Annotated in this window: 14 protein-coding genes; 7 read left to right on the forward strand and 7 right to left on the reverse strand. The window is 69.8% G+C overall.

The annotated features are described in order from the left end of the window. Positions 1 to 2: 2 nt before the first annotated feature. The gene (locus ACSFA0_RS18740) at positions 3 to 4508 is read right to left on the reverse strand and encodes an autotransporter outer membrane beta-barrel domain-containing protein (protein ID WP_435451765.1); all 4506 of its coding nucleotides are present in this window, start codon (positions 4506 to 4508) and stop codon (positions 3 to 5) included. A gap of 206 nt (positions 4509 to 4714) precedes the next feature. Further along, the gene (locus tag ACSFA0_RS18745) at positions 4715 to 5065 is read right to left on the reverse strand and encodes an alpha/beta hydrolase (RefSeq protein WP_435451766.1); all 351 of its coding nucleotides are present in this window, start codon (positions 5063 to 5065) and stop codon (positions 4715 to 4717) included. A gap of 218 nt (positions 5066 to 5283) precedes the next feature. Here ACSFA0_RS18745 and ACSFA0_RS18750 point away from each other — a divergent pair, with 218 nt between their 5' ends. The 7 genes from ACSFA0_RS18750 to ACSFA0_RS18780 all read left to right on the forward strand — a co-directional run bounded on the left by ACSFA0_RS18750 (position 5284) and on the right by ACSFA0_RS18780 (position 12339). After that, positions 5284 to 6501, forward strand: coding sequence for a multidrug effflux MFS transporter (locus ACSFA0_RS18750; protein WP_435451767.1), 1218 nt, complete (start codon positions 5284 to 5286; stop codon positions 6499 to 6501). Further along, entirely contained in the window at positions 6501 to 7943 is a 1443-nt protein-coding gene (locus ACSFA0_RS18755) for an MFS transporter (RefSeq protein WP_435451768.1), read from the forward strand. The genes ACSFA0_RS18750 and ACSFA0_RS18755 overlap by 1 nt, the downstream gene beginning before the upstream one ends. An 11-nt stretch (positions 7944 to 7954) precedes the next feature. After that, a complete protein-coding gene (locus ACSFA0_RS18760; RefSeq protein ID WP_435451769.1) occupies positions 7955 to 8614 on the forward strand; it encodes a paraquat-inducible protein A in 660 nt (219 codons plus the stop codon). Beyond that, positions 8611 to 9258 carry a paraquat-inducible protein A gene (locus tag ACSFA0_RS18765; RefSeq protein ID WP_435451770.1) on the forward strand — a complete coding sequence of 216 codons (648 nt, stop codon included), beginning with the start codon at positions 8611 to 8613 and terminating at the stop codon, positions 9256 to 9258. The genes ACSFA0_RS18760 and ACSFA0_RS18765 overlap by 4 nt, the downstream gene beginning before the upstream one ends. Beyond that, entirely contained in the window at positions 9255 to 10898 is a 1644-nt protein-coding gene (locus ACSFA0_RS18770; RefSeq protein ID WP_435451771.1) for a PqiB family protein, read from the forward strand. Before ACSFA0_RS18765 ends, ACSFA0_RS18770 begins: the two co-directional genes overlap by 4 nt. Continuing rightward, positions 10898 to 11521: a PqiC family protein gene (locus ACSFA0_RS18775; protein WP_435451772.1), complete on the forward strand. Its 624-nt coding sequence runs from the start codon at positions 10898 to 10900 to the stop codon at positions 11519 to 11521. Before ACSFA0_RS18770 ends, ACSFA0_RS18775 begins: the two co-directional genes overlap by 1 nt. A 419-nt stretch (positions 11522 to 11940) precedes the next feature. Beyond that, positions 11941 to 12339 carry a helicase SNF2 gene (locus ACSFA0_RS18780; protein ID WP_435451773.1) on the forward strand — a complete coding sequence of 133 codons (399 nt, stop codon included), beginning with the start codon at positions 11941 to 11943 and terminating at the stop codon, positions 12337 to 12339. Positions 12340 to 12396: 57 nt separating this feature from the next. Here the strand turns inward: ACSFA0_RS18780 and ACSFA0_RS18785 are convergent, their stop codons facing one another. The 5 genes from ACSFA0_RS18785 to mutL form a co-directional block, all read right to left on the reverse strand. Beyond that, positions 12397 to 13059, reverse strand: coding sequence for an ABC transporter ATP-binding protein (locus tag ACSFA0_RS18785; protein WP_435451774.1), 663 nt, complete (start codon positions 13057 to 13059; stop codon positions 12397 to 12399). Beyond that, the gene (gene miaA / locus ACSFA0_RS18790; protein ID WP_435451775.1) at positions 13056 to 14000 is read right to left on the reverse strand and encodes a tRNA (adenosine(37)-N6)-dimethylallyltransferase MiaA; all 945 of its coding nucleotides are present in this window, start codon (positions 13998 to 14000) and stop codon (positions 13056 to 13058) included. Before miaA ends, ACSFA0_RS18785 begins: the two co-directional genes overlap by 4 nt. Next, positions 13993 to 15225: a multidrug effflux MFS transporter gene (locus tag ACSFA0_RS18795; RefSeq protein ID WP_435451776.1), complete on the reverse strand. Its 1233-nt coding sequence runs from the start codon at positions 15223 to 15225 to the stop codon at positions 13993 to 13995. The genes miaA and ACSFA0_RS18795 overlap by 8 nt, the downstream gene beginning before the upstream one ends. A gap of 47 nt (positions 15226 to 15272) precedes the next feature. Then, on the reverse strand, positions 15273 to 16163 hold the full coding sequence (locus ACSFA0_RS18800) for an alpha/beta hydrolase (protein ID WP_435451777.1): 891 nt from the start codon (positions 16161 to 16163) through the stop codon (positions 15273 to 15275). A 107-nt stretch (positions 16164 to 16270) separates the two neighbouring features. After that, positions 16271 to 18148, reverse strand: coding sequence for a DNA mismatch repair endonuclease MutL (gene mutL, locus ACSFA0_RS18805; protein WP_435451778.1), 1878 nt, complete (start codon positions 18146 to 18148; stop codon positions 16271 to 16273). Between the last annotated feature and the right edge of the window lie 28 nt (positions 18149 to 18176).

Consider the following 18176-nt stretch of genomic DNA (forward strand, 5'->3'; position numbering starts at 1 on the left):
GCTCACCACGCGACCCGCACGCCGACCTGGCCGGAGACGCCTGTGCGACTGCGGTCACCCAGCGAGCGCTGGTACTGCAGGCCACCGTAGAGGTAGGTCGACTTGCTCAGCGGGAGTTGCGCACCCACGCCCAGCTCGGCCCAGGTTTTCTTGGCCCAGTCCTCGCGCACCGAGGTGCCACCGATGGTCACCGCATGCGGGTCCATGAACTCGTGCAGCAGGTTGGCCGTCACATAGAAGGTGTTGGTGCGGGTGAGCTTGTCGGCGCGGTCGGCCTTGTCGTTCCAGGCCAGGCGCCCGCCCAGGCGCGCCCGCAGGCTCTGGCCGGTGAAGCCGTCCACCGAGGACACGTCGTCCGAGAAGCCCCGGTAGCGCGTGGCCTGGTAGCTCAACTGCGCCTGCGGCTCGACGAGCCACTGGCTCTCGCCGATCTGCCAGGGCCGGCCAACTTCTGCGCTCAATCCGAGGCCCGCGCCTTTCTGGGTGCCTTCGCCGCCGTATTTGTCGGTGTACTTGTTGTGCACCGCATGCAACTGCCCGACCAGATCGAGGTAGCTGCCGTTGTCGGCATAGCGTGTGTGGTACGCCCCGAGCGTGGCCATCTGGCCCTTCATCTTGCCGGTGTCGTCACCCATGCCGGCATCGCCGCGGCGGCGGTCGCCGAAGTCGGTGGTGCTGCGGCCGTAGCCGATGCTCAGGCCGGTGTGCGTGCGCGACTTGTCGCCCGGATCGCCGCTGTAGGCGATCGACAGGTCCTTGCCGAACTGCACGAACTGCAGGTCCTGTTCGGCGCCGAACTGGCGCTTGCCGTCGATGTCCAGGCGCTGCGCGTGCAGGCGGCCCCAGACCTGGTCGGCCGGCGCCTTGTCGTCGCAGCCGCAATGGTCCCATTTGAAGGTCTGCTGCTCGCCCACGCGCTTGTGCAGGCTGCCAAGCAGGCCGAGGCCCAGTTCGCTGCTGGCGATCTGGCCCAGCACGTAGCCGGGAACGGCCGGGCGAAGCACTTCCGGCGCAGGCGCAGGCGCCGGTGCGGGCGAAGGCGGAATGACCCCCGGCGTCGGTGGCGGGACATACACGCTGCTCAGGTAGAAGCTGTTGGCGTCGCCGTCCGTGCGGCCGCCGCGGTGCAGGCCGTACTCGAAGGCACCGGCCTGAACCGGTGAGGCCAGGGCGAAGTTGCCATCGCTCGACGTGCCCGTCACCTGCACCACCTGGATGCCGTTGACCGTGGCCGCGCCAGCGCCGCCCGCATTGGTTACCTGCAGCCGTGTGGTGCCGCTGGTGTTGCCGTTGACCACCAGCCTGTCGGTGGCGCTGGCGTCGTTGCCAAGCGCGGTGTTGATCCTCACCAGCCCGTTGCTCCCGGCGTAATTGCCATTGACCGTGAGTGCGTTGCCGGGCGTGCCCGACGGGCTGCGCAGGTCGACGACGCCGGCGTTGTGCACGTCGCCGGTGATGGCGAAGGTGCTCGCACCCATGGTCACGGTGCTCGTCGGGTTGATGAGGAGGCCGAGCGGCGTGCCGCCGGCGTCGAGCCCGGAACCCACGACCAGCGGGGCGCCTGCGAGCGTCAGGCGGGTGTTGTCCAGCGTGATGGACTCCCAGTTGAGCAACTGCGCGCCACCTGCCGTGGCCGTGACGCCCTGCAGCGTCAGCCGGTCGACCCAGCCGTCTGCGATGGCGACGTCGTCGCCGCCGTCCAGGATCTGGCTGCCGTTGTAGCCGGTCGCCGAGACCAGCGCGGTGTCTGAGCCGTTCTGCCCATAGAAGCCGCCGGTGAGCGTGCCGCCGGTCCAGCCGAAGCTGTCGTTGCCGTCGTTGGCGCTGGCCACGCGGTCATCGCCGTAGAGGTTGCCCGTGAAGCTGCCGCCGGTGAGCGCCAGCCTGTCGTTGCCCAGGCCGAGGACGGCGTCGCCGGTGACGGTGCCGGCGGTGGCGACGACGGCGTTGCCGCCCACGGCATCGGTGCCGCTGCCGGTGGCGTCGCCGTCGCGGATCGCGAGGCCGGACGCCGCACCGTCGACCACGGCGGCCGAGCCGATGTCGATGGTGCCGCCCGCTGCCGCGAGCGTGTGGATGGCCGCGCCGGCGCCGCTGCCGCCGGTGGCGCTGCCGCCCGTCATGGCGACAGCGTAAGTGCCCCGATCGCTCCGGGCGCGCATGCCGTCGGCATCGGCGCCGCTGGCCGTCGCCGTGCCGCCGCTCATCTGGACCGAAGCCAGGCCGGTGCCGACCGTCGATGCGTAGACCGCGTGCGACAGGTCGCCGGAAGTGGCGACACGGCCGCTCTGCACGTCGACGGTGCTCGCCGACGCACTCGTCGCACTGCTGATCTCCGAGAGCACACCGACGGCGGTGTCGCCCGAGGTCGTCACGACGCCGCCGTCGAGCGTCGTGCTCGCCGCGCCAAGGCCGTTGTGGCGGGCGTACAGCCCGACGCCGGAAGCGCCGGTGGTCGTGATGGTGCCGCCTGAACTCGTGGCGGAGGCCGTGGTCGTGTTGGCCGCACCCGCCGCCCAGCCATAGACGCCCACACCGCCTAAGCCGGCGGTGCGGATGTCCCCTGCGGTCTGTACAGCGGTCGCTGAACCCAGACCCCCGGCATACGCCATGACACCGCGTGCGCTGGTGCCCACGACGGCGATCGTGCCGCCCGACATCGTGGCCGCCATGGCCCCCGTGTTGGCCGCGTTGTAGGTCGTGGCACTGATCCCGCTGGCGGCGGCGCCCGTGGTCTCGATCGTGCCGGCCGACTGGGCGGCGGACGCGTCTCCCAGGCCTGCGGTGAAGGCATAGACGCCGACGGCGCTGCTGCCGTTCGTCCGCACAGACCCGCCCGTCATGCGGGCGGACGTGGCCGCCGTGCTGCTGCCGTTGGAGACCCGTGCGAGCACGCCCCCGGCATTGGCCACGATGCTGCCGTTGGCCAGCGACGCCGCGGCGCTTCCCCGGCCACCGTTGTCGGCATAGAGCCCCTGGGATCCGGCACCGCCGGCCGTGATCGAGCCGCCCGACATGGTGGCCGTGGCTGCGCCCGTGCCCGTGCCGCCGTTGACGAAGGCCATCGTGGCGTGGGCATTGGGCCCGCTGGTGGTGATGTCGCCGTTCGTGACGGTCACGACCGCTGCGCCGAGGCCGTTGGTCTGGCTCAGCAGACCCAGGGACGCATTGCCGGTGGTCGTGACCGTGCCGCCCTGAAGTGTGGTGCTGACCGTTGCGCTGCTGGCCGTGTTGTTGATCGTCGTCCAGAGCGCCGTGGCACTGTCGCCCGTGGTCGAGATGCCGCCGCCGCTGACCTGCGCGGCGACATCGCCGACGCCGATGGTTCGGGTGCTCACCCCCAGCGCGCCTGCGCCCTGCGTGGACACGTTGCCGCCCGTCATGGTGAAGCCGACCGTGCCCGCGCCGGCGACGTTGTTGCCGTACACATCGACACCGTGGGCACTCGCGCCGCTCGTGGCGACGCTGCCGCCGTTGATGGTCCCCTGGCTGCTGCCCGTCCCGTTGTTCTGCACCACCAGCCCCTTGCTGCCAGCCCCCGACGTCGCGATGGCCCCACCGGTCATCGTGACGCGGCCGGTCGCCGTGCTGCTCGTGTTGGCGACGGTGCTGTACGCCCCGTAGCCGAAGTTGCCGGTGGTGGTGACGCTGCCGTTCACGATGTCGATGTTGGCGAGGCCCCGTCCGAAATTGACGGCGCGCAGGCCGAAGCCCTGCGTGCCGCTGGTCGTCACCGCACCGCCTTCCATGGCAACGTTCGCGCTGCCGGTGCCCGCCAGGTTGCTGACGTAGCCATACAGGCCGTACGCATCCACGCCGGTGGTGGCGACGGTGCCGCCCGTGATGCGCGCCGTGGCGTCGCCTGTGCCGGCGTTCGCGGCAGCGACGCCGTTGCCCTTGTAGGCAGTGGTGTTGATCGTGCCGCCGTTGAGTGTCGCGTTCGCCGATGCCGAACTGCCCGCGTTGCCGACAGCGGCGAACAGCCCGTTCGTCTCGCTGCCGACCGCGGCGGCCGGGTTGCCATACGAGACGCTCACGGTGCCGGCGTCCATCGTGGCGGTCGCATCCCCGGCGCTGCCCAGGCTGCGGACCACCACGGCATGCTGTGCGGCCCCCGTCGACGTGATCGTGCCTGCACTCTGCACGTTGACGGCCATGGCGTTGGTGTTAGTGCCGGACGATTGCACCGAGACGCCTGGCGTCGCGACCGGGCCGACCACCATGGCGGCGTTGGCGAGGTTCAGCGTCAGTCCGTCGGACCCGGTGTAGGCGATGCCGCCCGGGTACGCCGCCGCCGCACAGGTCACCGTGTCGGCACCGGCGATGTCGGCGCCGCACTCGTTGGCGGCCCAGGCGGAAAAGGTGGCGCCGAAGGTGCCGAGCAGCAGCAGCGCCGCGGCCAGCGTGGCACCGCCCGATTGTCTTTTGCCGCCCGTGCGGCTGAGTTCGCTGGCGGCCACCCAGGCGCCGAGCGCGTCGTTGTAGACGCTTCGATACGAAGTGTTCATGTGAGCTCCCTGTTGAATGCGATTCGGCCGGGGCTGCATGCGAGGCGCCCGGGTCACGAAACGGGAAGCATCTTCTTCGGAATGACTTTACAAACGTGAGGAACTCGTTAACGAACCCGCGCAAAAAAGCAGAAAGCCCGCACGGGGCGGGCTCTGGGTGGCAGGTCGGATGCCTTGGGTGACCGAGGCGGGACGGCGCTGCAGTCTCAGTTCGCGGCCTGGCGCGTGAACGACACGCCGGCCTTCTTGTACTCGGCCGGGATTTGATCGCGGTAGTACGACTTGGCGTTCAGGCTCTGCAGCGGGTCGTGTGCGGCGGCCACTGCCTGGCTGCGCACGGCACTGCGGTCGGCCGTGGTGTTCACGGTCTGCACGCCGCTGGCATAGCCTTCGCCGAAGACGTCGCCGGCACGGGCGGCCGCGACGGCCTGGCCTTGCACGGCGGCACGGGTGACCGAAGGCGTGATGGTCAGCACGCCGTCGTAGGTTTCGGCGTGCGCGCCGGCTGCAGCAAGGAGGGAGAGCGCGGCGGCGGCGAGGATGTTGCGGGTGTTCATGTCAGTGTCCTTCAGGTTGTTTGTCGATGAAAGGAAGTTTGCGCCGGCAACGGGCCTCGCAACGTCTCTCGAAGGAATCACGGCGTTCGGGCATTGGAAACAATGGCGGCTGCATCTTGGGGTGCAGCGGCGTACCCGCCACACGAGGCAGCACGGGCTAACACAAGCCTGCGAACGGTGCTTGCCGCCGCCATTGCAGGCTTGACGACAATCACCCCATGACTTCTTCCCGTTTCTTCCGGATCGCGCTCGTGCTTGGTCTGCTCTCGGCCATCGGCCCGTTCGCCATCGACATGTACCTGCCGGCGCTGCCGGCCATCGGCACCAGCCTGCGTGCCGACATCGGCTCGGTGCAGATGAGCCTCACCGTTTTCTTTCTGGCGCTGGCAGCCGGCCAGCCGTTCTACGGCCCGGTGTCGGACATGGTCGGGCGCAAGCCGCCGCTGTACTTCGGCCTCGTGCTCTTCGCCATCGCCAGCGTGGGCTGTGCGCTGGCCGAGAACATCGAGACGCTGATCGTGCTGCGCTTCCTGCAGGGCCTGGGTGCAGCGGCCGGCATGGCGATCCCGCGGGCGGTGGTGCGCGACCTGCACACCGGCAACGATGCGGCGCGGCTGATGTCGTTGCTCATGCTGGTCTTCAGCATCTCGCCCATCCTCGCGCCGCTGGTGGGCAGCGGCGTGATCGCGGTGGCGGGGTGGCGCGGCGTGTTCTGGGCGGTGACGATCGCCGCCATCGCGGGGCTGGTGCTGATCGCCACGTCACTCACCGAAACGCGCACCGCCGACCAGCGCGTGGAGAGCAGCCTGCGCAGCGCGCTGAGCGCCTATGGCGTGCTGCTGCGCGACGGGCACTACCTGGGCCTGGTCTTCATCGGCAGTTTCGCGATGGCCGGCTTCTTCACCTACCTCGCGAACTCGTCCTTCGTGCTGATCGACCATTACGGCCTGTCGCCGACGGTCTACAGCATCGCCTTCGGCGTGAACGCCGCTGCCTTTTTCGCCGCGGCGCAGTTCAACGGGCCGCTGGGGGAGCGTTTCGGCCTGGTGCATGTCGTCAAGGGCGCGGTCGCGGCCTGCGGTGCGGTGATGGTGGCGATGTTCGTGTACTTCCTGATGGGCGGCGATTCGATGTGGGTGCTGCTGGTGCTGTACTTCATCGCCAGCGGCCTGATGGGGCTGGTGATCCCGACCACGTCGGTGCTCGCGCTCGAGAAGCACGGCGCCATCGCCGGCACCGCGTCGGCGTTGCTGGGCACGCTGCAGATGCTGACCGGTGCGGTGGTCATGGCCATCGTCGGCCTGTTCACCGACGGGCGGCCGTTGCCGATGGTGGCGGGCATGGCCGGCGGCGCGTTGGTGGCGGTGCTGCTGACCTGGCTGACGCTCGGGGGTAGCGCCTCGCAAACCTACGCGTCCGCTCGTCGGAGCGCGTGATGACGACCGTCCTGCCGGCCACAACGAACGTGACCGATGCCGCCGCCGTGCCCGACGGCCTGCCTTCGCCGCAGCGCGGGCGTGCGATGGCCGTCATCATCCTCGGCATCGCGGTCGCGGTGCTCGACGGCACGATCATGAACCTCGCGCTTCCCAGCATCGCGCGCGAGCTGGGCGCGAGCGCGTCGCACGCGATCTGGGTGGTCAACGCCTACCAGATCGCGATCCTGGTCATGCTGCTGCCGCTCGCGTCGCTGGGCGACCTGTTCGGCTATCGCCGCATCTACCTGCTCGGCATGGCGCTGTTCACTGTGTCCTCGCTCGCGGCCGTGCTGTCGAATTCGATGGGGACGCTGATCGCGGCGCGCACGCTGCAGGGCCTGGGCGCCGCCGGCATCATGAGCGTGAACGCGGCGCTGGTGCGGCTCATCTACCCATCGTCGCAACTGGGGCGCGGCATGGCGATCAATTCGATGGTGGTGGCCACGGCGTCCGTCGCCGGCCCGTCGGTGGCGGCCTCGATCCTGTCGGTGGCTTCGTGGCCCTGGCTCTTCGCGTTGAACGTGCCGCTCGGTCTCGTGGTGCTGGCGATCGGCCTGCGCGCGCTGCCGTCGAACCCGCGCGCCGCCACCGCCTCGGGCACGCGTTTCTCGGCCGTCGACGTGCTGCTCAACATCGCGATGTTCGCGCTTGTCTTCCTGGGCGTCGACCGCCTGAGCGTGCGCCAAGATGGCGCCACAGGCACGACGCCCATGGCCTGGGCGCTGCTGGGCGCCGGGCTGCTCGTCGGCTTCGTCTACCTGCGCCGCCAACGCACGATGGCGCTGCCGCTGTTCCCGGTCGACCTGCTGCGAATTCCGGTCTTCGCGCTGTCGATGGGCACCTCGGTGGCCGCTTTTACTGCGCAGATGCTGTCGTACATCGCGCTGCCTTTCCTGCTGCTCGACGTGTACGGGCGCACGCACCTCCAGGCGGGCCTGCTGATCACGGCCTGGCCGCTGGCCATCGTCGTGATGGCGCCGATCGTCGGGCGGCTGATCGGCCGCTACCCCGACGGGCTGCTCGGCGGCATCGGGCTGGGCCTGCTGGCCTGCGGGCTGGCGCTGCTCGCGGCGCTGCCGGCGCAGCCGGGCGACCTGGACATCGCCTGGCGCATGGCGCTGTGCGGCATCGGGTTCGGCTTGTTCCAGTCTCCCAACAACCACACCATCGTCACCTCGGCGCCGCGGCATCGCAGCGGCGCGGCCAGCGGCATGCTGGGGACCGCGCGCCTGACCGGCCAGACCCTCGGTGCGGTCATCATCGCGGCCGTGTTCAGCGTCTGGACACCCCAGGAAGGCCGAGGACCGATCATCGCGCTGGTGTTGGCCGCGAGCTGCGCGGCATTGGCTGGCATCTGCAGCAGCCTTCGTCTGAGGGTGTCTCCGTCCTCAGGCCATTAAGCTCGCGCCAAATGAAGGAAATTCCCGAGGCGATCGTTTGCGAGGGCTGCGACGCAGTCTATGGCCGCGCGTCGCTGCGGGAGCGCGAAGTCGCCCGGTGCCCGGTCTGCGGCACCGAGTTGGAGCGTCACCTGGGCGGCCAGAAGGAGCGAATCCTGCCCCTCGCCGTGGCCGGACTGATCATGTTCGGCGTGGCCAACCTGTTCCCGATTGTCGAGATCGAGCTGCGTGGGTTGCGCAGCCAGACCACGCTGGCCGGCGCCGTGGTGGCGCTGGCGGGCGAGGGCATGTCGATGGTGGCACTGCTGGTGCTGGCCACGACCATCCTTTTTCCGCTGCTGCAGCTGCTGATTCTGCTGTGGCTGCTGGTGCCCTTGCGCCGGCAGGATCGCGTGGTGGCCGGCTTCGCCTGGCTGGTGCGCACCATGCAGTCGCTGCGGCCCTGGGGAATGATCGAAGTCTTCCTGCTGGGCGTGCTGGTGGCGCTGGTCAAGCTCTCGAGCATGGCGACGGTGCTGCCCGGCCCGGCGCTCTATGCCTTCATGGCGCTGACGGTGCTGCTCACGGCGGTGCTGGCCTTCGACCCGCGGGGCTTCTGGGAGATGGCCGAGGGCGCGATGGGCAAGGATGCCTCCGAGGCCGGTGCCCTCGGGCGCGAGGAATCCGCGTGACGCCGCCGCCGGCGCGGGCCATCGACAGCGGCCTGATCGGCTGCCGCCACTGCGGCACGGTGTGGCAGGACGCCGAAGACGGCGCGCGCTGCGGCCGCTGCGGCACGCCGCTGCACATCCGCAAGACCGACAGCCTCAATCGCACCTGGGCCCTCCTGATCGCGGCCTGCGTGATGTACCTGCCGGCCAACCTGCTGCCGGTGATGATCACCCGCACGCTGTTCGGCACGAGCGACGACACCATCATGAGCGGCGTCATCTATTTTTGGGTGACCGGTGCCTACGGGCTGGCCGCCATCGTCTTCGTCGCCAGCTTCCTGGTGCCGCTCTTCAAGCTGGCAGCCCTGTTCGTGCTGGTGGTGAGCGCGCAGCGGCGCAGCAACTGGCGGCGCGCCGAGCGGGCCAAGCTTTATCACGTGATCGAGATCATCGGCCGCTGGTCGATGCTCGACGTGTTCGTGGTCGCGCTGCTGGCCGGGCTGGTGCGCATCCAGGGCTTCGCCGAAATCACGGCAGGTGTCGGCATTGCGGCCTTCGGCGCGGTGGTGGTGCTCACGATGCTCGCGTCGTTGAGCTTCGACCCCAAGCTCACTTGGGACGGCGCGACCGATGACGATGAACACACAAGGGAAGTACGCACATGAGTGAAAACGATCCACGTCCCGCGCCGGCGGATTCGGGCAGGCTGCCGCCGCCGCGCGTGGCCCGGCGCCGCGACTGGATGCCTTCGCTGATCTGGCTGATTCCGGTGGTGGCCGCGCTGGTCGGCATCTTCCTGGTGGCGCGCATCCTGATCGATCGCGGGCCCGAGGTGGTGCTGACATTCAGGACCGCCGAAGGCCTGGAGGCCGGCAAGACCGCGGTGAAGTACAAGGACGTGCAGATCGGCGTGGTGCAGAGCCTGCGACTGTCGAGCGACCGTTCGCATGTGCGCGTGACGCTGCAGCTGAACAAAGACACGGAGGCCTTCACAGCGCAGGACACGCGCTACTGGGTGGTGCGGCCGCGCCTCGACACCTCGGGCATTTCCGGCTTGAGCACGCTGCTGTCCGGCGCGTACATCGGCGTGGATGCCGGCACCTCGGAAGAGAGCGCCAAGGAATTCACCGGTCTGGAGGTGCCGCCCATCGTGACGCGTGACGCGTCGGGCAAGCAGTTCCTGCTGCGCGCGCCGGATATCGGCTCGCTCGACGTCGGCTCGCCCGTGTACTACCGCCGCATCAAGGTCGGCCAGGTCGCGGCCTACGAGCTGAACGAAGACGGGCGCGGTGTGACGCTGCGCATATTCGTCAACGCGCCGTACGACAAGTTCGTCGGCGGCAACTCGCGCTTCTGGCAGGCCAGCGGGCTCGACATGCGGCTCAACGCCAGCGGCATCACGCTTCGCACGCAGTCGCTCGCCACCATCCTGCTCGGGGGCATCGCCTTCGGCGCGCCGGAAAGCGAGAACGGACCCGTCGCCGGCGAGAACACCGCCTTCGCGCTGGCCGAAGACGAGGGCGCTGCGATGAAGCCACCGGACGGTCCGGCGCAGACCATGCTGCTGTACTTCAACCAGTCGCTGCGTGGCCTTTCGCCGGGCGCGCCGCTCGACTTCCGCGGCGTGGTCATCGGTGAGGTCAAGTCGATCGGCATCCGCTTCGACCGCACCGAGCGCGAGTTCCGCATGCCCGTGCTGGTCACGGTGTACCCGGACCGGCTGCACACCCGTGCCACCGGCGAGCCCGAGGAGTCGCGCTTCTCGCAGCAGCAGCGTTTGCGGTTCCTCATCAGCAAGGGGCTGCGCGCGCAGATGCGCACGGGCAATCTCCTGACGGGGCAGAACTACATCGCGCTCGACTTCTTCCCCAAGGCGCCCAAGGTGGTGGTCGACGTCGAGAAGAACCCGCTCGAGATGCCGACCCTGCCCAACAGCCTCGACGAGCTGCAGTCGCAGGTGCAGGAGATCGCGACCAAGCTGAACAAGATTCCGTTCGAGCAGATCGGCACCGACGTGCGCGCAGCGCTCGCCACGCTCAACAAGACGCTGGTGAGCGCCGAGCAGCTCGCGCGCACGCTCAACAACGACGTGTCGCCCGAGATCACGGCGGCGATGAAGGACGCGCGCAAGACGATCAATTCGGCCGAGCGCACGCTCGCGCAGGATTCGCCGCTGCAGCAGGACATGCGCCAAACGCTGCAGGAGCTGACACGGGCCGCAGGCTCCGTGCGCGTGCTGACCGACTACCTCGAGCGCCATCCCGAATCGCTGCTGCGCGGCAAACCGGAAGACACGAAGAAATGATGCGACATCCGACCTCTCTCGCCGGCGTGTGCCTCGCGGCCGCCGTGCTCATCGCAGGCTGTGCCAGCGCGCCAGACCGCTACTACACGCTGGCTGCGCCCGGTGCATCGTCGAGCGCGGCGCCCGCGGCGGGCACGCCGGTGTTCATCGAGTTGGCGCCGGTTGCGGTGCCCGAGCGGCTGGCCCGGCCGCAGATGGTCGTGCACCCCGCCGGTGGCCGCAGCGCCGAGGTGTCATTGCTCGAGCAGCATCGCTGGTCGTCCTCCTTCGAGAACGAGTTGCGCGATGCGCTGTCGAGCGGCATCGCGGCGCGGCTGGGTGCCATCGACGTGACGAAGGGTGGCCGCCAGCCGAGCACGCCGGCGTGGCGCATCGCGGTGCAGGTGCAGCAGTTCGACGCGGTGGAGAACACGCGCGTCGATGCAGCCTTGAGCTGGACCGTGCGCCGCTCCGATGCCGACCTCAGCGCGACCTGCCAGTGGCGCACCGCCGAGCCTGTCGGCAACGGCATCGATGCGCTGGCGCAAGGCGCGCAGCGCGTCGCATCGAAGGCGTCGGACGCCATCGCCCGGCACGTCGCGCAGTTGCAGCAGAACCCTGGCGCGACCTGCGCGACGCCCTGACGTCGCCCACGTCAGAACAGTCGGGACAAAAGGATCACGGCGCCCGACAGCGAGACGGCGCTGCCGACCCAGAGACGAAGTGTTTTCATGGCATTTCTCCTTGCCGCCATGATGGCCCGGCAAGACTTGCCCCGGGGTTGAAGATCTTCATGAGCCGGATAGCCAGGGCCCCTCCGCAAGGCCGATGGCAACGCATCCTCGGCCGCGATTGTTTCGTTCCGGCGAACACCGTGGTTCTTTTCGGGCCGTGTCGGCGAGCGATACCCGCCGGACAATTCATTCCAACAGAGCAGCAGACATCGAGCGATGGAAAGCTGATCTGGGTGAGCTAGGCACCGAGCGTGGTGGCCGCCCCCATCAAGAGGACGGCGCCCCCCGATACCGGTTCGAAATTCATCCCAACTCCTGAAGGAATCATCATGAAGACCTCGCAAACGAAGACCTCGCAATTTCTCGGCGCTGTCGTTCTCTCTCTCCTCGGCGTGTCTGGCGGCGTGCAGGCCGAAACGTACCAGGGCGTGCAGACCGTCCATTCGACCGTGAGCCGTGCCGAGGTCGCCGGCCAGGCGCGTGTCGTTGCCCGCGAAGGCGATGTGTTTGGCGACGCCGCGTCCGGCGGAGTCACGCCGCTGATGAACTCGACCCTGGACCGCGCCACCGTGCGCAGCCAGGCCAGCCAGGCGGCACGTCAAGGGGACATCTACAGCGATGCTGCGTTGTATGGCTTCCCGGCACCGACCGTCGGCCAGGTCGACCGTGCGACGGTCCGTGCCGAGGCCCGTGACGCCGCGCGCAACACCACGGGCGCATCGCTCTGAGTCCGTCGCCGCTGCGTCGGCATGAACGAAGCCGCTGTCGAAAGGCAGCGGCTTTTTCTATGGGTTCGACGCGGTGCCGCGGATGCCTTGCGTCGTCAGATGCAGCACCCGGTCGGCGCGCGCCGCAGCCGCTTCCGAATGCGTGACGAGCACCAGCGACGCGCCATGCTCGCGCGTTTGCGCGAGCAGCACGTCCATCACCTTGGCCGCCGTCGTCGGGTCGAGGTTGCCGGTCGGCTCGTCGGCCAGCAGCAGGGCGGGGCGGTGCACCAGCGCGCGGGCGATCGCGACGCGCTGCAACTGGCCGCCGCTCAACTGCTGCGGCAGCCGCGCGCCGAAGCCGGCCAGGCCGACCACCTCGAGCATGCGGGCCACGCGCGCGTCGTCGCGCTGCTTCAGCAACATCAGCGGCAGCGCCACGTTCTGCGCCACGTCGAGGTGCGGCAGCACGTGGAAGGCCTGGAACACGAAGCCGACGTGGCTGCGGCGCCAGAGCGCACAGGCCTCGGCGTCGAGCGCGCCGATGTCGGTGCCGTTGTGCACGATGCGGCCGGCGTCCCAGTGGTCGAGGCCGGCCATGCAGTTGAGCAGCGTCGACTTGCCGACGCCCGATTCGCCGACGATGGCGACGAACTCGCCGGGCGCCACGTCGAGCGAGACGTTGGCGAAAACGGTCGCGTCGCCGTAGCGCTTGGCCAGGCCTTCGACATGCAGGGTCATTGAACTTCCAGGATGCGGTCGACCACCTGCGCGGTGGCGTCGGGTGCCTCGGCGGTGATGACGTGGCGTTGCGGCATGCTGCGCAACCAGGTGATCTGGCGCTTGGCGAGCTGGCGCGTGGCCGCGATGCCGCGCTCGCGCAGTTCGGCCATGGGGAAATCGCCGTCGAGCGCTTCCCAGGCCTGGCGGTAGCCCACGCAGCGCATCGACGGCAGGTCGGGGTCGAGATCGCCGCGCGCGCGCAGGGACTGCACTTCGGCCACGAAGCCGCCGGCCAGCATGGCGTCGAAACGTTCGGCGATGCGGCCATGCAGCCAGGCGCGCTCGGTGGGTTCGAGGGTGACCAGCAGCGCGCACACCGGTCGATCGGTGGCCGATGCGGCCTTGCCGGCCGCATGAAAGTGCGACAGCGGCTGGCCGCTCGTGTGCCAGACCTCCAGCGCGCGCTGGATGCGCTGGCTGTCGTTGGGCGCGAGCCGTGCGGCCGTCACCGGGTCGACCTCCGCGAGGCGCGCATGCATCGCGGGCCAGCCGTGCAGGGCAGCATCGGCCTCGATCGTGGCGCGCACGGCCGGGTCGGCCGCGGGCATCGCGTCGATGCCATCGGCCAGCGCCTTGAAGTACAGCATCGTGCCGCCGACCAGCAGCGGCAGGTGGCCGCGTGCCGTGATCTCGCCGATGAGGCGCGTCGCATCGGCCACGAAGGCCGCGGCGCTGTAGACCTCGCGCGGGTCGCGGATGTCGATCAGGTGGTGCGGCACCGCGGCGCGCTCGGCCGGCGTGGGCTTGGCGGTGCCGATGTCCATGCCGCGGTAGACCAGCGCCGAGTCGACGCTGACGATCTCGACCGGCCGGCGCGTCGCCACGGCCAGTGCGGCGGCGGTCTTGCCCGACGCGGTCGGGCCGGCGATGGCGGCGTAGCGCAGGGCGCGTTCAACCATGCTTCTGCACCACCGTCCACGCCAGCAGCGCCACGCAGACGCTCCAGAACCCCATCCCGTAGGTCAGCGGGAACACCGTGCCGTCCAGGTGCGTGCCCAGCCAGCCGCCGACGCCGAAGGCGGCCAGCATCATGACGAAGCCGTTGAGTGCAGAGGCCGCCCCCGCCGCCTGCGGAAACGGGCCGAGCGCGCCGCTCTGGCCGCAGGGCTGGTGCACGCCATGGCCCAGCATGATGAGCGTGAGCGGACCGACGATCGCCGCCGTCGAGTGGACGCCCGCGAAGGCCAGCCCGGCCATCAGCAAGCCGCCCGACAGCGTGAGCACCGCGCCGCGCGCCACGCTGCGGCGCACGCCATGGCGCGCCAGCCAGTGGCGGCAGACGAAGGTGCCGCCGATGTACGCGAGTGAATTCCACAGCATCACCAGGCCGTATTGCGTCTTCGTCAGGCCCAGCACCTGGATGAACACGAAGGACGAGGCGGCCAGAAAGGTGAAGAGCAGGGCGTACGACGCAGTCGTGAGCGCGCAGAAGGCCAGGAAGGTCGGGTGGCGCAGCACCGTCGCCCAGGTGCGGACCAGCATGGCGGGCTGAAGCGCCTGCGGGTCGCGGCGGGCCAGCGATTCGTCGAAGCGCCAGGCGACCAGCGCGAGCGCCACAGCGCCGAACAGCGCCGGCACGAGCAGCGCGACGCGCCAGCCGGCCAGGTCGGAGACCAGCCCGCCGATCGGGGCGCAAAGACACGCGATCACGCCCAGGCCCGTGAGGGCCCGGGACATCACGCGCGCGCCATCGACCGGTTGGTACAGGTCGCGCACGATGGCGCGGGCCGCCATCACCGACGCGCCCATGGCCGCGCCCTGCAGCGTGCGCCAGCCGATCAACAGCGCCATCGACGGGGCCAGCGCGGCGCCGACGGCCGCCAGCACATAAGCCGCCAGGCCCCACAGCAACACCGGCCGGCGGCCGAAGCGGTCGGACAGCGGCCCGAACAGCAGTTGGGAGCAGCCGAACGCCAGCAGCAGCGCGGTCAGCGTGAGTTGCGCATCCGCCACCGGCGCGCCGAAGCCGCTGGTCAGCGCCGGCAGCGCGGGCAGGTAGAGATCGGTGGTGACGGGCTGGATGCCCAGCAGCAGGGCCAGCGTGACGACCAGCAATGCCGGCGACATGCCGAGGGTCGGCCGCGCGGAGGGTGAGGCGGCCGGTGCAGGCGAAGAGGGCGGCATGCGCCCGAGGGTAACAAATGAGAAGCGGCGAAGACCGCAGCCGCCACTCAGATGGCGCTGGCGTTGTGGCCGGCCACGTCGGTAGCGCCTGGCGGCTTCATGCGGAACAGCTGCGACAGCGCCGCCCGGTACTGCGCCGCGCCGACCGAGTTGGTGTTGTGGTGCGAGCCGCCTTCGACCAGCACGAACATCTTGGGGACCGTGGCCGCCTCGTAGAGCTTGCGGCCGAGCGTCGGGTTGATCAGGCTGTCGGCGGTGCCGTGCACCACCAGCAGCGGCGCACCGATGTCCTGGACCTTGCTGATTGCCTCGAAGCGCTGGGTGATCAGCGCGCTGAAGGGCAGCCAGCCCCATTTGAAGCTGCTCACCACGTCGGCGATGGAGGTGAAGGTGCTCTCGACAATGGTGCCGCTCTCGTCCTTCACGCTGGCGGCCAGGTCGATGCCGATGGCGCCACCGAGCGAGTGGCCGAAGATGTAGCGATGCTGCTTCGGGTGGTGCGCGGCCAGCCAGGTCCAGGCGGCGCGGGCGTCCTCGCGTGCCGTGGCTTCGGAGGGCAGGCCGGCCGAACTCTTGCCGAAGCCGCGGTAGTCGATGGCCAGCACCGAGAAGCCCAGGTCATGCATTCGCCGCATACGCGGCGCCGAACCGGCCACGTTGTAGCGGGCGCCGTGCAGGTACAGCAGGACGGGGGTGTCGGCCGATTGCGGTGCACCGCCCAGCCAGAGGCCATGCAGCCGCGCCGGCTCACCGGTGACGCTGGACTTGAAATCGATCCAGACATGGTCCATGCCCTCGGTCATGGACTCGGCATTGCCCCAGCTGCGGTCGCTAGGCTGGAAGATCCACTCGCGCTGGCGCTCGTCGAGCGTCGAGCAACCGCCGGCCAACAAGGCGAGGGCCGCAGTGGCCGTGGCGAACAGAGACCAGTGTTTCATGCGTGGCAGACAGACAGGCGACGACGTCGGAAAGTTCCGACAGGGAGCCTATGCAACGTGCGTGCCCGCCGGGCCGATGACGATCGGAAACCCTGAGGTGACTTTTGTTACCGACCGCGCAAAAAAAGCCCGTCCAGCTCCCGCACGGAGAGCTGGCGCCACGTGGGACGGCCATGGTTGCACTGGTCGGACCGCTCGGTTTCCTCCATCTGGCGCAGCAAGGCATTCATCTCGTCCAAGGTCAGCTTGCGGTTGGCGCGCACCGCGCCGTGGCAGGCCATGGTGCCGAGCAGCTCGTTCTGGGCGCGCTGCACCACGGTGCTGGCGTCGTGCTGGGCCAGTTCGGCCAGCACGCTGCGCGCCAGCTCGACTGGGTCGCCGTCGGCGAGCGTGCCCGGCACGGCGCGCACCGCCAGGGTGCGTGGCGAGAACGGTGTGATCTCCAGTCCAAGCGTGGGCAGTACAGCGGCGCAGGCCTCCGCGGTGGCGACTTCCTGGGGCGTGGCCGCAAAAGTTGCGGGAATCAGCAAGGGCTGGCTGCTGATCGCCGCACCGTCGAGCTGGGTTTTGAGCCGCTCGTAGACGATCCGCTCATGCGCGGCGTGCATGTCGACGATGACCAGACCCTGGGCGTTCTCGGCCAGGATGTAGATACCGTGCAGCTGCGCCAAGGCGCGGCCCAGCGGCCAGATCGGCGCCGTGTCCGGGTCGGGCACGGGTGCCATCGGCGCACTGGTTGCCGGTCCGCCGGGCAGGATGTCGGCCCAGGTTCGTGGGGTGACCGGGGCTGCAGCGGGTGCACCAGGCCACATCGCGGCGGCGTCGCCGATGCCGCGCTCGGCGGCGAAATGCATGCGCGGCTGGGTCCAGGCGGGGGCGCCCGGTGCGAGGGCGGCGGCAGGGGCTGCCGGGAACAGCGGCGCGGCGGCTGGCGTTTCGGCCTCGCCGGCACGCGGCGCCGCCAGCGCCTTCTCGACCGCCTGGCGCACCGCCTGGTGCACCTCGCGGCCGTCGCGGAAGCGCACCTCGATCTTGGTCGGGTGCACGTTGACGTCGACCCGCGCCGGGTCGATGGTCAGGTAGAGCGCATACACCGGCTGGCGCTGGCCGTGCAGCACGTCCTCGTAGGCGCTGCGCACGGCATGGTTGAGCACCTTGTCGCGCACGAAGCGGCCGTTGACGTAGAAGAACTGCTGATCGCCGCGCGCGCGGGCCGCATCGGGAATGCCGGCGCGGCCTTCGACCCGCACGGCGCCCAGCCCATGCTCGACCGCGACGCTGCGCGAGACGAAGTCGTCGCTCAGCGCATCGGCCAGGCGCGGGTCGCGCTCGGTCGTCGCGCGCCATTGCTCGACCAGCTTGCCCTCGTGCCACACGGCGAAGCCGACATCGGGCCGCGCCAGCGCATGCCGACGCACGGCCTCGACGCAGTGCGCGAGCTCGGTGGCATCGGTCTTGAGGAACTTGCGCCGGGCCGGCGTGGCGTAGAACAGTTCGCGCACTTCGACCGTGCTGCCGACCGAGCGCGCGACCTGGCGCAGTTCGCCCGTGCGGCCATCGAGCGCATAGGCCGCATCGGCATCGCGCGCGCGCGAGTGCAGCGTGAGTTCGGCGATCGAATTGACGGCGGCCAGCGCCTCGCCGCGGAAGCCCATGGTGCCGACGGTCTCGAGGTCGCCCAGGCTGGCGATCTTGCTGGTGGCGTGGCGGCGCAGGGCGACCGAGAGTTCGTCGCGCGGGATGCCGTGGCCGTCGTCTTCCACCGAGATCAGACGCACGCCGCCGGCCGACAGCCGCACCGTGACCTGCGTGGCGCCCGCGTCGAGTGCGTTGTCGACCAGCTCGCGCACCACCGAGGCGGGGCGCTCCACCACTTCGCCCGCGGCGATCTGGCTGATCAGCTCGTCGGGCAGCTCGCGGATGGGCCGGCGGGAGGGGGCGTCGGCGCCGGAGGAAATGGGCAGAGAGGAAGGAAGGGCACTCACCGGGGCATTCTAGAAGTGGGCATCGGGA

The organism is Variovorax restrictus, from assembly GCF_051216715.1.
GTDB lineage: Bacteria > Pseudomonadota > Gammaproteobacteria > Burkholderiales > Burkholderiaceae_C > Variovorax.